Source organism: Nonomuraea sp. NPDC050680 (genome assembly GCF_040654555.1).
GTDB lineage: Bacteria > Actinomycetota > Actinomycetes > Streptosporangiales > Streptosporangiaceae > Nonomuraea.
Map to the genome: position 1 here is coordinate 167,904 of NZ_JBFAIF010000015.1, position 12,406 is coordinate 180,309.

Sequence of the window (12,406 nt, forward strand, 5' to 3'; positions counted from 1 at the left end):
TCGCCTGATTGTACCAGCGGGCGACCGCCAGCCGGACACTTGTCCGAGCAGGCTGGTCGATCGCCGTCACCGGGAGAAGCCGCCTCTAGTCGCCTCTAGCCGCCGATCAACCCGAAGACGGCGATGGAGACCGCGTAGCAGAGCACGATCATGACGGCGCCCACCACGTTCGTGCGGGCGGAAGCCGTCCGGCCGGGTGCCAGCCATGCCGCGAAGACCCTGTTCACCAGCGGCATGGCCAGCCACGTGAGGACGGTGACGCTCAACACGTTGCTGAGGAACATGGCGAGATATCCGGGCAGGTGCGCCGTCGCGAACCCACGGCCCACTGTCAGGTTGAGGATCATCACCGTGGGATAGAGAACGAGCAGCACGGTCATGGCCTGTTTCCAGCTCGGTGGGGCACCCTCTCCTGCTTCACGGCCGAACTGGAACCAGCCGCTGAACGCCGACTGGACCTTCCGCACGTCGTAGTCGACGAAGTAGTCGCGACCCTCCTCCAGCAGTTTCCTGCGGCTGTCGGACCCGAGCCATTCGTCCAGATGCTCACGGGTGTCGTAGCGAAGCAGCACGACCCAGCGATCCTGGACGCCACTCACGGGCTCGAACTCCTCGGTCCCCATGAAGCCCGCGAACCTATCCTGCGCTTTGCGGACCTTCTCCTGCCAGCGCGCGAAGTCAGCTTCGCGCCCCGGCCGCACATTGTGCGAGATCACTGCCGTGATGGCCTCCCGGACCGCCGTCCCCCCGGCGAGAACCTCCTGCGACGCGGGCTCCTCCAACATCGGGCCAACCTCGTCGAGCAGTTTCCGCCGCACCTCTGAATCAAGCCACGCGGTCAATTGCCCGATGCTGGAGAAGCGAAATACGACGACCCACGAATTCTGCTCGCCGCCGGTCGGCGGATAAATCTGGGTTCCTTCGAATCCGGGAAAACCGCGAGCGATCTCAGTCGTCTTGTCCTGCCATCGCTCATAATCATTGTCGCGGCCTTCGCGAACTTTCGAGGAAATAACCACGGTCGCGCCCTGACCGTCGGGACCGTGGCCACCACCAGGCTTCATGGGGCCGAGTGTAGTGCAGCAGCGCCCGGGGAAGGAGCAAACCGGCACATCGGAGGCAGCGGTTGACCAGCTCGGCGAAGGGCCGAAACTTCAACCGCCTTTTACGGATCAGAGGTTTCGGAATGGACTCCAAGGATTTCATGGCGGAAGCGGTACGACTGGCTATCGAGTCCGTAGAGAACGGTTGGGGCGGCCCTTTCGGTGCGGTCCTCACCAACGACGGAGAAATCATCGCCCGAGGGCAGAATCGCGTCCTTCTCACCGGCGACCCCACGGCCCATGCCGAAGTGGAGACCATCCGCAAGGCGATTCAGATCTTGAATTCCCGGGCCCCCTCCATACCGGAGAGCAGGCAGAACGAATCGACCCTGGAGCTCGTGCCGCGCCCTGAGGGATCCCCCGATCTCATGCCGGAGCGAGCCCGGATGCTCATGGGATACACGCTCTACAGCAGTGGCGCCCCCTGCCCCATGTGCATGAGCGCCATCTACTGGTCACGTATCGACAGGGTCTACTTCGCCTTCGACCTGGCAGCGACGAAGAAGATCGGCTTCGACGACGAGTTCCAGTACCAGGACTTCACCCGGCCTCTCGACGAGCGAAGGATCCTGATCCAGCAGGCTCAGCCCGATCTCGGCACCAAGGCCTGCGCGGCATGGATGAACAAGCCCGGCCGGCACCCGTACTGAGAGGCTGTCAGTACGGGTGCCGGTCAGGGTGTTCAGGTGATGCGGCCGGTCCAGGTCGCGGTCGCGGTCCTCGGGTCGAGCTTGACGGTGACTTCCTGGCGTCGTAGTCCAGCCGGGCCTGCTCGACCTTGTCCAGGTTGACCGACCAGTCGGCGAGTGTCTCGAACAGCGGTGCCAGGCTGCGTCCCAGTTCGCTGATCTCGTACTCCACCCGAGGCGGAACCTCGGGGTGGTAGGTGCGCACCACGAGCCCGTCACGTTCCAGTTGCCGCAGCCGTTCGGTCAGCACCTTGGGCGTGATGGTGGTGATGCGGCGTTGCAGCTCCACGAACCGATGCCGCCCGAATTCATTGAGCACCCACAGGATCGGAGTGGTCCAGCGACTGAAGACGATGTCGACCACCGGGGTGATCGGGCATGCCAGCTCCGGAGGGATGTCGGCAGGAGCCGGCCAAGGTGTGCCGTTGGTCACAATGCAGCCTCCACGCCAATACTTTCGTCTAGGTACCTACTATCACAAGGCTAGTAGCTTCCATCGAGTCCACAGAGGACATCGACCACCGGGAGTGAACATGATTGTGGTGACTGGGGCCACGGGCAATGTCGGGCAGCCGCTCGTGCGGGCGCTCGTCGCGGCCGGCGAGCAGGTGACGGCAGTGTCGCGCGGGATCTCAGAGCTGGACGCGCCGGAGGGAGTAAGGCACCAGCGAGCCGACCTGGCCGAACCGCGGAGCCTCAAGCCCGCCCTCCATGGAGCCGCAGCGCTGTTCCTGCTGACCTCCCCCGACTTCATGGCGAACGGCGATCTCAGTGATGTCATGAACGTCGTACGAGCGGCCGACGTCCAGCGGGTCGTGTTGCTGTCCTCCCACGGCGTGGGTACGCGACGCCACCCGTCGCATCTGGAAGACGCCGTCAAGCAGTCGGGCCTGGCATGGACGATGCTGCGGCCGGGCAACTTCGCCTCCAACACGGTCCAATGGGCCGACTCGGTCCGCACGCGACGGGTGGTCACGGCGCCGTTCGGCGACGTCGCGGTGCCGGCCATCGACCCGGCCGACATCGCCGAGGTCGCCGCTGTCACACTGCGCGGGCCAGGCCACGAGGGCAAGGTCTACACGCTGACCGGACCGGCACCGATCTCACCCCGGCAGCAGGCCGCGGCGATCGGGGACGCCCTCGGCGAGTCGGTGCGGTTCGTTGAGCAGAGCCGCGCGGAGGCTCGGGCCCAGATGCTGGAGTACATGCCCGAGCCGGTCGTGGAGGCCACCCTCGGCGCCCTCGGCGCCCCGTCCGCCGCCGAGCAGCGCGTCAGCCCGGACGTCGGGCGGCTCCTCGGGCGCCCGCCTCGTACCTTCGCCGAGTGGGCGGAGCGCAACATCGCGGCCTTCAAATAGCACGTTCTCGGTCCTCGTACGGCCGAGCTAGCCCGCCACCATGACGCAGCCGCCGTCCGTTGCTTTGGCGGAGATTTGCGGGGGATACACATGGTCATGTCCGGGCGATCCTCCCGGCCGAGAGCGGCGTGTCCGTGGGAGGTAGCAGGTGTTCGAGACCCGGCGTCCACTGGTCGGCAGAACTGCCGAACTGGCCCACCTGTCGGGTCTCCTGGATGCGCGGAGGCAGTGGGTCTTCGTGTCGCTGACCGGTGAGCCGGGCATCGGCAAGACCCGGCTGCTGGGCGCGTTCGCCGATCTCGCGCGTGAACGGGGCATCATGGCCATCGCCGGACGGGCCACCGAGTTCGAGCGCAGCGCGCCGTACGGGATCGTGCAGGACGCGCTCGCCGACGCCCACCAGCATCCTGAGCTCGCCGGACATCTCGATGGGCTGCGCGCGCTGCTGTCGCGGGAGACCGGGACGGGTGACCTGGCCGGTCTGGACCGTCACCGCCGCTTCCGCGAGATGCGTCAGGGCGTGGAGCGGATGGGCGCGTCGAGCAGGCTGCTGGTCCTGATGGACGACGTGCAGTGGGCCGACGACGCCTCGGTGGAGGTGATCGACTACCACATCAGGCATCCGCCGAACACGAGCGCCGTGATTGTGCTCGCCTGCCGCACCGGCGAGCTGCCCAGAGGGCTGGCCAGGTCGCTGACTTCGGCGAACGTCGTCAACCTGCCACTCGGCCCGCTGTCGGCCGCCGAGGCCGACACCATGCTCGCCGGACAGTCGGCCCCTCCGGGGAGGCGGCAGCTGTCCCGTCCGGGAAGGCGGCGGCTGTACGAGCGAAGCGGCGGCAACCCGCTGTTCCTGGAGATCCTGGCCACGCTGCCGGACACCCCGGCCGCCGACCTCGCGGAGGTCACCGGTGCCGGCGCTCTCGCGGGGGTCAAGGGGTCCGGTGTTCTCACGGAGGTCACCAGGACCGACGCCCTTGACCGGCTGATCGTGGCCGAACTCGCCGGGCTGGACCCGGACCGGCAGCTGGTGGCTCAGGCGGCGGCCGTCGCCGGTGACGACTTGGCTGCGGCGTTCGTGGCGGCCGTGTCCGGGCTGGACCTCCCTACCGTCGAGGCGGCGCTGGACGAACTGGTACGCCGCAGGGTGCTCGGCACGGCCGGGCGGGCACTGGTGTTCAGGCACCCGCTGGTCCGCGCGGCCGCGTACCAGCTGGCCGGGCCCTCCTGGAGGAGGGCGGCGCATCGCCGGGCGGCGGAGCACCTGCTCGCGCGGGGCGCCTCGGACGTCCGCCGGGCCGTGCACATGGAGCACGCGATAGGCGTGGGCGACGCGGACGGGGCCGCGCTGCTCGTCTCGGCGGCGGGAGCGGTGTCGGTCAACGCGCCCGCGACGGCGGCGCGCTGGTTCCGCGCCGCGCTGGAGGCGTCGCCCGCTGACGCGACGCCGGAGCTGCGGGTGTCGCTCGCGGCGGCGCTCGGCGTGTCCGGGCGGTTGGAGGAGGCTCGGGGGCTGCTGCACGAGCTCGTACGGGAAGGCGGCGCCAACAGGGACCAGGCGGTGGGGCTGCTGTCCGCGATGCAACGGTCGCTGGGACGGCTGGAAGAGGCCAGGGCGCTGCTGACCGGCGAGCTGGCCCGGGTGGACGACTCCGCGGGCAGGCCGTCCCTCCTGGTGGAGCTGGCGGCGATCGATCTCTTACAGGGCCAGTGGGACTCGGCCGCGGACAACGCCTCACAGGCCCTGGACCAGCCGGACCAAGCGAGCCCTCAAAGAGAGCACACGAGCGCTGCCCGGCCGGGGACATCGGCGTCGGCCGTCACGCTGCTCGCGGTCGCCGAGCTGTACCGCTGCCGCTTCCCCGACGGATATCGCCTCCTCGCCCGCGCCAAGACGTTCATGGACGCCCTGACCGACCGCGAGCTGTGCGACGATCTCGGCGTCGTGGCACCTCTGGCGTGGGGCGAGTTCATCGTCGACCACCACGACGACGCGCTGCGGCACCTGGCCCGCGGTTTGCAGGTCGCCCGTGACCACGGCCGCGACAACGTCGTCCCCCTGCTGCACGCGGCGCGGGCCATGGTCCGTTCCGCGCTGGGCGAGATCGAGGCGGCGCTGGCCGACGCCGAGGAGGCGGAGGAGATCGCGCGTCATCTCGGCAGCGCCGAGATGCTCGCGTTCGCGCACGTGGTCAAGTCCCGGCCGCTGCTGTGGCAGGCGGGCCCCGAGGCCGCCGCGCCGCTGGTGGAGGAGGTGCTGCACGGTCCGGGAATGCGCTCGGCGTGGTGGCGGACCATCGCCGACGACGTGGTGTCGGAGGTGCTGATGTCGGTCGGTCGTACGGAGGACTGCCGGCGCTTCCTGGCCGCTCGCGTCGGCGGCGATCCGTCGGGGGTCGGGCCCGGCGCGGCGAGTGTCTTCGCCCGCCGCGCGCGGGCGGAGGCGGCCCGCGGTGACATGACGGCGGCCGGGCAGTGGTACGAGCGGGCCGTCGCGGTCGTGGCGTCGGGGGCGCCGCCGGCCCGCTCCGCCGACGTCGAGGCGGCCCGCGCGGCGCTGGCGATGGCCGCGGACCGCCCGCATGAGGCGGAAGCGGCGGCTCGCGAGGCCGTGGAGTGTCTCGTCACGGCAAGACTGCCCGTCGGCGAAGGCTTCGCCCGGATGCTGCTGGCGGAGGTGAGCGCGGACGCGGGCGACATCCGCACGGCGCAGGAGCAGCTCGGCCAGGCCAAGGCCCTGTTCGCGCGGGTCGGCGCTGCGTGGCCGGCGGCGCAGGCCGGGCGCAGGCAGCGCGGCACCGTGGCCCATGGGGCGGGTGGGCGGCTGTCGGAGCGTGAACGAGAGATCGTCGAGCTGGTCGGCGAGGGCCTGACGAACCGGCAGATCGGCGAGCGGCTGTACCTGAGCCCGCGCACGGTCGAGACGCACCTGGCCCACGTCTTCCGCAAGCTCGGCGTCAACACCCGCGCGGCCCTGGCCCGCCGGTCGGCGGGCCGCTGGTGAGCTCACCCGGACGTGGTGGGCCGGGCGTGAGGTCACCCGGACATGGTGAATCGGCGGGACCGGCCGCGGGATCCGTTGAACGACGTACCCCCTGACGAGGCGGCATCCGGGAAATGACGGACCTTCCCGATTACGGGTCGATGGCTCTTCGCCGGTGAATGGCACCGTGGTGAGAATTCGGACGGATCAACCGAGCACCACGAACGGAAAGGCCTCCATGGGCACCCCCAGAAGATTGCTCACCGGATTATTCAGCGCCCTCATCGTCCTGACCGGCTTCGTCGTCGCGTCACCGCCGGCCAGCGCCGACAGATTGGTCGCCGAGGCGTCGCTGCACTCCTGGCACGCCAACAACCAGAACAAGACCATCGACACCACGGTCAAGGTCTACGCCAGCGGCAACGTCTACGGGGTTTCGACGGTCGAGTCGGGCGTCTACCTCACCGGCGTCCGCCTGTGCGCCAAGGCCCTGCTCCTCAACGTCGACGGCATGGTCATCGGCGAGGTCGGCGGCGACTGCTGGGGCGTCAACGGCACCGCCTTGGGCTACTCCAAGCGTACGGAGAACTGGTCCGGGCAGGTCTCACCGGACGTCGCCGAGCAGACGTACGCGGTGTCGATCGTGCACTGGAACAACGGCATCGACTGGGGCCAGGTCCTCGGCTTCGCCAAGTTCATCTGGACCGTGTACAAGACGCTCAGCACCGACGGCTCCGACGCCTCGGCCAACACCGTGGTCCTGCCCCGGTACCAGCCCATCGAGTTCGCCGGCAACAACGGCAGCAGCGGTGGTGGCGGCGGCAGCCCGCACAACCCCAAGCCGAACGATCCCTGACCGGAACCCCCTGGGGTGGCGCGACGACACGCTCGCGCCACCCCTCCGGGCGTCACGTTGCGCTCCAGCCAGGTCAGCCCAGGTCCCGCGCCGACGCCTTCTTGAACACCATCAAGCACCCCGGAGAATGCCGATCGAACGACACCGATTCATCCTTCAACTCCACCACCGGGGTGAACCCCACCAGTTCCCACCCCTCCGCGCCGAGTTCGTCGCACTGCCGCTGCAACTCGCTGCTGCTGACTTTGCCGCCGAGTCGCTTCATCTTGTACTCCCACACCATGCTGCCTGCCTCCCGCGCGATCACCTGTCCAGGTAACCCCGGATCGCCGCGTCACGCTACCGTGAGGTGGGCGTCGCGGCCGCCGTCCAAGGCCGGAGCTTCTCGGGGTTGCGTACCGCCCAGATGCGCTTGATCCGGCCATCTTCGACGTCGAACGCCGTCACCGTCACGGTGACGGCGTTCTGCTGAGCCACCAGACCGGGCTGACCGTTGACCGTACGCTCCAGGATGGTCAGGTCGGGTGCCCGGCCGGCGAGGGCGAGGATGTAGCGGGCGATCTGTTCGCTGCCTTCGATCGGGTGGCGCCCGGCGCTGACGAGGCCGCCGCCGTCGATGATCGCCGTGGCGTCGGGGTCGAGAAGACCGATGAGGGCGTCGATGTCCTTGGCTTCCCACGCCTGCTTGAAGTCCCTGACGATGCCGGACTGCCGCGCCGTCGAAGCCGGAGTCGCGGGCGCCTGCGAGGCGCGGATGCGACGGCGGGCCGAGGAGGCCAGCTGGCGGCATGCCCCCGGCGTACGGCCGACGATCTCGGCCACTTCGGCGAAGGAGTAGCGGAAGACATCGTGCAGGACGAGCGCGACGCGCTCGGCGGGGGTCATCGAGTCGAGCACGACCAGGAAGGCCATGGTGATCGACTCGTCGAGAGTGACGCGGTCGACCGGGTCGCCCGACCGCCCGGTGATCCACTCGGTGGGGTCGGGCAGCGGCTCGGGGATCCATTCGCCGACGTAGCTCTCGCGGCGGGTCCGTGCCGAGCCGAGCAGGTCCAGGCAGATGCGACTGGCGACCGTGGTCAGCCAGGCGCCGGGGACCTCGATGGCGTCCTGCTGCTGCCGGGTCATGGCGTACCAGCGGGTGTAGGTCTCTTGTACGACATCCTCCGCGTCGGCCAGGGAGCCCAGGAGCCGGTACGCGAGATTGATCAGCTGACGCCGCTCACTCATGATCGCGCTCAGGCCGGGATCGGGCCCGTCGGGCGTCGGCTCGGATGGGGTGGTCATGGTATCGATGGCTCCCTTGCTCGCAGCTGCCCTCACCCGTTCGACCTTGCGCGCAGCTGTCCTCACCCGTTCGACCTTGCTCGCAGTTGCCCTCACCTGTTCGACGAGACAGCGCACGGGACTGTGAGTTCGGCGCGTCGCCTGACATTTTCCGCGGTTGTTTCGTCGGGCCACTGGGACCCGGATCGCAGCGATCAACGATGCGGTGGCCGGCTTCCACAACGGACGTTCTTCCAGCAAACAACCACAAAGGAGAGCTTATGTTCACCGCTTATGCCGCGGTCACCATCTTCGCCGCGCTCTTGTTCGGCAGCGCCGCCGTCGTCTACCTGATCGGCCACGAATTTCCCAAGGCGCAGGCGGACATGAAGCGCCTGCCACGGTCGTGGGTACCGGTGCTGGGCATGATGCTGGCGGCGGGCTCTTTGGGGCTGCTGGGCGGGTTCGCCGTGCCGATGCTGGGGACACTCGCCGCCTTCAGCCTCGTGCTGTACTTCGTCGGCGCGCTCCTCGCGCACCTGCGAGTGGGTTCCCGCAAGCTCGTGAACTGGGGCGGATTCTTCCTCACCGCGGTGGCCGCACTAGCCGTGAACCTGATCTACCACTGGTCGTGATGCCGAGACACCATCCAGCACATCCTCGAACCACCGCTGAAATCGATGAAGGCGAAGCGTGGCCGTCGCGCCGCCGTCCGGGGCGTTGGCGAAGGTGAGATCGGCGCCGATCACCCGGGCCTGTCCGGCGGCGATGGCCAGGCCCAGGCCATGGCCGTGGCCACGCTCGGCCCCGCCCGTACGGAAACGCTGCGGCCCCTCCGCCAGCAACCCGTCCGGGAATCCGGGGCCGTGGTCGCGTACGACGATCGTCGTGTCGTTCACGGCGACCTCGACAGGAGAGCGCCCGTGGCGGTGGGCGTTGGTGACCAGGTTCGTGATGATCCGGTCGATGCGTCGCGGATCGGTGTCGACGACCGGCTCACCGGTCACCGTCAGCCGGACCTCAAGCTTCGTCCGGGCCACGCACTCCGCGACGACCCGGCCCAGCGGCACCGGACGGTGATCGGCCCACTCCGCGCCCGCGTCCAGCCGGGAGATCTCCAGCAGGTCCTCCACCAGCGCCCGCAGCACCCGCACCCGGTCACGTACCAGGTCGGTGGCCTCGCTCTCCGGGAGCAGTTCGGCCGAGACGACCAGTCCCATCAGCGGCGTACGCAGCTCGTGGGCCACGTCGGCGGTGAAGCGCTGCTCGCTCAGCAGCCGATCCCGCAGACTGTCGGCCATCGAATCGATGGTGGCCGAGATCTCGGTGATCTCGTCGCCGCCCCGGCGGCCCATCATGCTTCTGGCCTCCAGGTCGCCGTCCGCGATCCGCCGCGCGGTGCGGGCCACCCGCCGCAGCCGCCGGTTGGACGGCTCGGCGGCCAACGCGGCCAGAGGTACGACGATCGCGAGCGCGACCAGGGACGCCTTCACGATGTTCCGATCAAGGGCCCACAGACCGCGGATCTCCGAGCCCATGTCGATCTGCACGGCCAGCACCTGGCCGTCGAGCCGCTGCGCCGCCCACATCCAGGGAATGTCCGGCCGGCGGTCGTCGTACCAGGTGCAGAAATCGCCTGTGCTCCTGGCCTGCTGGAGCAGCGCGGGCGGGACTTGAGCGGGCTGCGGCGCATCGCCCGTACGCCGGTAGGTGTCGACCTCGGCCAGCAGCGCGCTGAAAGCCCGGTCCCTGCCCAGGCTCATGGACCGGTCGAAGGCGCTCCGGTGGACCAGCGCCCCGACGGCCAGCGCGACCGCGCAGGACGTCACGGCCACCAGCGCGGCGATCTTCCAGCGCAGCGACCGCCAGTTCAGCGGCCCACGTACCGCCCGGGCGATGGCCTGTCCCATGTCAGCGCCGCAGCTTGTAGCCGAAGCCGCGCACCGTCTCGATCCGGTCGGCACCGATCTTCTTGCGCAGCCGCTGCACGCACAGGTCGACGACGCGGCTGTCCCCGTCCCAGCCGTAGTCCCAGACGTTGCGCAGCAGCGTCTGCCGGTCCAGCACGATCCCCGGATTCGCGGCGAACTCCAGCAGCAGCCGCAACTCGGTGGGAGCGAGCTCGACCGGCTCACCGGCGCGGCGCACTTCCAGCCCTTGCGTATCGATGGCCAGGTCCCCGAAGACCAGGCCGGCGGCCTCCTGGAGGTGTTCGGGACCCGGAGCGAAGGAGGCCCGGCGCAGCAGGGAACGGATCCTGGCCACCAGTACGGAGGTGTCGACCGGCTTGACCACGTAGTCGTCGGCCCCCGCCTCCAGCCCCGACACCACGTCCAGGGCGTCGCCACGCGCGGACATCATCAGGATCGGCACCAGGCTCCACTCCCTGACCTGCCGGCACAGCCCGATGCCGTCCAGCCCCGGCAGCATCACGTCCAGCAGGAGCACGTCATGCCGCTCCTCCCTGAACAGTTCGAGGCCGGTCAGGCCGTCGCCGGCGGTGCTCACGTGATAGCCGTAGCGCTCCAGCACCATCCCGACGGTCTTGCGGATCACCTCGTCGTCCTCGACGAGCAGCACGGTCACCGGAGCCGACACCCTGTCATCGACCTCCGAAACCGACATTTCTCCCTAAAGCTCTGACGCCACAGACGATACAAGCCGCCGACATCCGCGATGCCTCAGCCATGTATCAGCCACGAATCAACTCTCATACAGAGGAGGGGTATAGCCCCCACTCTACAACCCGTACATAGGTGTACGAGATAGCGGGGAGCGTGGATGCCATCCATTCAAGTGCGGCTCTCGGTGAACGGCCGCAAGCACGAGCTGGAGCTGGACACCCGGGTCCCCGATCCCCTGGCGCACCGGCGCGCCGAGCTGGGCAGCCTGCCGACCGGCTGGACGGCCGCGCCAAGGTCACCGGCGCCGTCCGGTACGCGGCCGAGTGCCACGTGCCCACCCACGCCGACGTGCCCGGCATCGACATCCACTTCGTCGACCAGCCCGATCCGCAGACCCCGCTGGGCGCCAAGGGCATCGGCGAGCTCGGCATCGTGGGCGTGGCGGCCGCTGTCGCGAACGCCGTCTATCACGCGACCGGCGAACGCGTCCGCTCCCTCCCCATCACCCCGGACAAACTCATGTAGCCAGAGTGGAATACGGTAGGGGGGTATAGTAAGTTGAAGGGGTCGAAAGCGTTCGTGACGACCGAGGAGGCGGTATGAGATGAACACCGCGAGCAAACTAGGTGCCTACGCCGTGGGGCTGGCCGTTGTCTTCGGCGGCGCCCTGGGCGTCGGGAACGCGGTCGGGGAAGGCGCCCCCGCACCGGCGCGACCGAGCCATGGGGGCACCCACGCTGAGGTCGCAAAATCGCAGGACGATACCCCCGGGGGGCTGCAGGTGTCCCAGAACGGCTACACCCTCAATCCGTTGACCACCGTCAAGGCCGGCGAGCCCACCGATTTCCGGTTCACCGTGACAGGTCCCGATGGCAAGCCGGTGACCGACTATCAGGTTCAGCACGACAAGAAGCTCCATTTCATCGTGGTCTCGCGTGACCTGGCGACGTTCCAGCACCTGCACCCCGAACAGTCCGGCGACGGGGTGTGGTCGGTGAAGCTGACGCTGGCCGCCCCTGGCGCCTACCGGGCCTTCGCCGACTTCGCTCCCGTGGGCGGGAGCGGCCTGACCCTCGGTATGGATGTGCCGGTCGCGGGCGACTACGAGCCGCGGGTCCTGCCTGCGGTCACTCGTACGGCGCAGGTGGACGGGTACACGGTTTCCATGACGGGCGACCTGGTTCCCGGCCAGGCGAGCAAGCTCACGCTGAGCGTGAGCAAGGACGGCAGGCCGGTGACGGATCTGCAGCCATACCTGGGGACGTACGGCCATCTGGTGGCGCTGCGCGCCGGTGACCTGGCCTACCTGCACGTACACCCGGAAGAGAGCGACACCGCCGGCCCCGAGATCACCTTCTACGCCGAAGTGCCCAGCGGCGGCGACTACCGGCTGTTCCTGGATTTCCAGCACGCCGGCAAGGTACGCACCGCGGACTTCACCGCCCAGGCAGGGGCCGGACAGCCCAAGCCAGCGGCGGAGCCGAGCGTCAGCCCGTCCCACGACGACCACAAGCACTGAGCAGAAAG

The 12,406-nt window shown here is 69.0% G+C and carries 13 protein-coding genes; 7 read left to right on the forward strand and 6 right to left on the reverse strand.

Features of this window, described 5'->3' with window-relative positions; translation table 11 throughout:
* Window positions 1-95: 95 nt before the first annotated feature.
* Window positions 96-1,064, reverse strand: a complete 969-nt coding sequence (locus AB0H88_RS37135; RefSeq protein WP_357652909.1) for an antibiotic biosynthesis monooxygenase — start codon at window positions 1,062-1,064, stop codon at window positions 96-98.
* A 122-nt stretch (window positions 1,065-1,186) separates the two neighbouring features.
* On the opposite strand from AB0H88_RS37135, the gene AB0H88_RS37140 reads away from it, so the two are divergent.
* On the forward strand, window positions 1,187-1,753 hold the full coding sequence (locus AB0H88_RS37140) for a nucleoside deaminase (RefSeq protein ID WP_357653009.1): 567 nt from the start codon (window positions 1,187-1,189) through the stop codon (window positions 1,751-1,753).
* A 7-nt stretch (window positions 1,754-1,760) separates the two neighbouring features.
* On the opposite strand, the gene AB0H88_RS37145 is transcribed toward AB0H88_RS37140, so the two are convergent.
* Entirely contained in the window at window positions 1,761-2,225 is a 465-nt protein-coding gene (locus tag AB0H88_RS37145) for a helix-turn-helix domain-containing protein (protein WP_357652911.1), read from the reverse strand.
* A 100-nt stretch (window positions 2,226-2,325) separates the two neighbouring features.
* Here AB0H88_RS37145 and AB0H88_RS37150 point away from each other — a divergent pair, with 100 nt between their 5' ends.
* The 3 genes from AB0H88_RS37150 to AB0H88_RS37160 all read left to right on the forward strand — a co-directional run bounded on the left by AB0H88_RS37150 (window position 2,326) and on the right by AB0H88_RS37160 (window position 6,989).
* Window positions 2,326-3,150, forward strand: coding sequence for an NAD(P)H-binding protein (locus AB0H88_RS37150; protein ID WP_357652913.1), 825 nt, complete (start codon window positions 2,326-2,328; stop codon window positions 3,148-3,150).
* A 148-nt stretch (window positions 3,151-3,298) separates the two neighbouring features.
* Window positions 3,299-6,154: an AAA family ATPase gene (locus AB0H88_RS37155; RefSeq protein ID WP_357652915.1), complete on the forward strand. Its 2,856-nt coding sequence runs from the start codon at window positions 3,299-3,301 to the stop codon at window positions 6,152-6,154.
* A gap of 217 nt (window positions 6,155-6,371) precedes the next feature.
* Entirely contained in the window at window positions 6,372-6,989 is a 618-nt protein-coding gene (locus tag AB0H88_RS37160; RefSeq protein ID WP_357652917.1) for a hypothetical protein, read from the forward strand.
* A 73-nt stretch (window positions 6,990-7,062) separates the two neighbouring features.
* Here the strand turns inward: AB0H88_RS37160 and AB0H88_RS37165 are convergent, their stop codons facing one another.
* Together AB0H88_RS37165 and sigJ are read right to left on the reverse strand one after the other, a co-directional pair.
* The gene (locus AB0H88_RS37165) at window positions 7,063-7,296 is read right to left on the reverse strand and encodes a DUF4177 domain-containing protein (RefSeq protein ID WP_357652919.1); all 234 of its coding nucleotides are present in this window, start codon (window positions 7,294-7,296) and stop codon (window positions 7,063-7,065) included.
* Window positions 7,297-7,328: 32 nt separating this feature from the next.
* Window positions 7,329-8,276 (reverse strand): RNA polymerase sigma factor SigJ, encoded by a 948-nt coding sequence (gene sigJ, locus AB0H88_RS37170; RefSeq protein ID WP_357652921.1) that lies wholly within the window; start codon window positions 8,274-8,276, stop codon window positions 7,329-7,331.
* Between the two features lie 260 nt (window positions 8,277-8,536).
* On the opposite strand from sigJ, the gene AB0H88_RS37175 reads away from it, so the two are divergent.
* Window positions 8,537-8,890: a DoxX family protein gene (locus AB0H88_RS37175; protein ID WP_357652923.1), complete on the forward strand. Its 354-nt coding sequence runs from the start codon at window positions 8,537-8,539 to the stop codon at window positions 8,888-8,890.
* Here AB0H88_RS37175 and AB0H88_RS37180 read toward each other — a convergent pair.
* Together AB0H88_RS37180 and cseB are read right to left on the reverse strand one after the other, a co-directional pair.
* Window positions 8,858-10,165, reverse strand: coding sequence for a HAMP domain-containing sensor histidine kinase (locus AB0H88_RS37180; RefSeq protein WP_357652925.1), 1,308 nt, complete (start codon window positions 10,163-10,165; stop codon window positions 8,858-8,860). The genes AB0H88_RS37175 and AB0H88_RS37180 overlap by 33 nt on opposite strands.
* Window position 10,166: 1 nt before the next feature.
* Complete coding sequence (cseB, locus tag AB0H88_RS37185) at window positions 10,167-10,880, reverse strand: two-component system response regulator CseB (RefSeq protein ID WP_357652926.1); 714 nt, start codon at window positions 10,878-10,880, stop codon at window positions 10,167-10,169.
* A 329-nt stretch (window positions 10,881-11,209) separates the two neighbouring features.
* Here cseB and AB0H88_RS37190 point away from each other — a divergent pair, with 329 nt between their 5' ends.
* Both AB0H88_RS37190 and AB0H88_RS37195 read left to right on the forward strand, forming a co-directional pair.
* Window positions 11,210-11,404, forward strand: coding sequence for a hypothetical protein (locus AB0H88_RS37190; protein WP_357652928.1), 195 nt, complete (start codon window positions 11,210-11,212; stop codon window positions 11,402-11,404).
* Between the two features lie 79 nt (window positions 11,405-11,483).
* Entirely contained in the window at window positions 11,484-12,398 is a 915-nt protein-coding gene (locus AB0H88_RS37195) for a hypothetical protein (protein ID WP_357652930.1), read from the forward strand.
* Window positions 12,399-12,406: the final 8 nt, after the last annotated feature.

Bases quoted from the DNA above. Each gene is read 5' to 3' on its own strand.
- AB0H88_RS37135 (WP_357652909.1), bottom strand. From the start codon at position 1,064: ATGAAGCCTGGTGGTGGCCACGGTCCCGACGGTCAGGGCGCGACCGTG.
- AB0H88_RS37140 (WP_357653009.1), top strand. From the start codon at position 1,187: ATGGACTCCAAGGATTTCATGGCGGAAGCGGTACGACTGGCTATCGAG.
- AB0H88_RS37150 (WP_357652913.1), top strand. From the start codon at position 2,326: ATGATTGTGGTGACTGGGGCCACGGGCAATGTCGGGCAGCCGCTCGTG.
- AB0H88_RS37160 (WP_357652917.1), top strand. From the start codon at position 6,372: ATGGGCACCCCCAGAAGATTGCTCACCGGATTATTCAGCGCCCTCATC.
- sigJ (WP_357652921.1), bottom strand. From the start codon at position 8,276: ATGACCACCCCATCCGAGCCGACGCCCGACGGGCCCGATCCCGGCCTG.
- AB0H88_RS37175 (WP_357652923.1), top strand. From the start codon at position 8,537: ATGTTCACCGCTTATGCCGCGGTCACCATCTTCGCCGCGCTCTTGTTC.
- AB0H88_RS37180 (WP_357652925.1), bottom strand. From the start codon at position 10,165: ATGGGACAGGCCATCGCCCGGGCGGTACGTGGGCCGCTGAACTGGCGG.
- cseB (WP_357652926.1), bottom strand. From the start codon at position 10,880: ATGTCGGTTTCGGAGGTCGATGACAGGGTGTCGGCTCCGGTGACCGTG.
- AB0H88_RS37195 (WP_357652930.1), top strand. From the start codon at position 11,484: ATGAACACCGCGAGCAAACTAGGTGCCTACGCCGTGGGGCTGGCCGTT.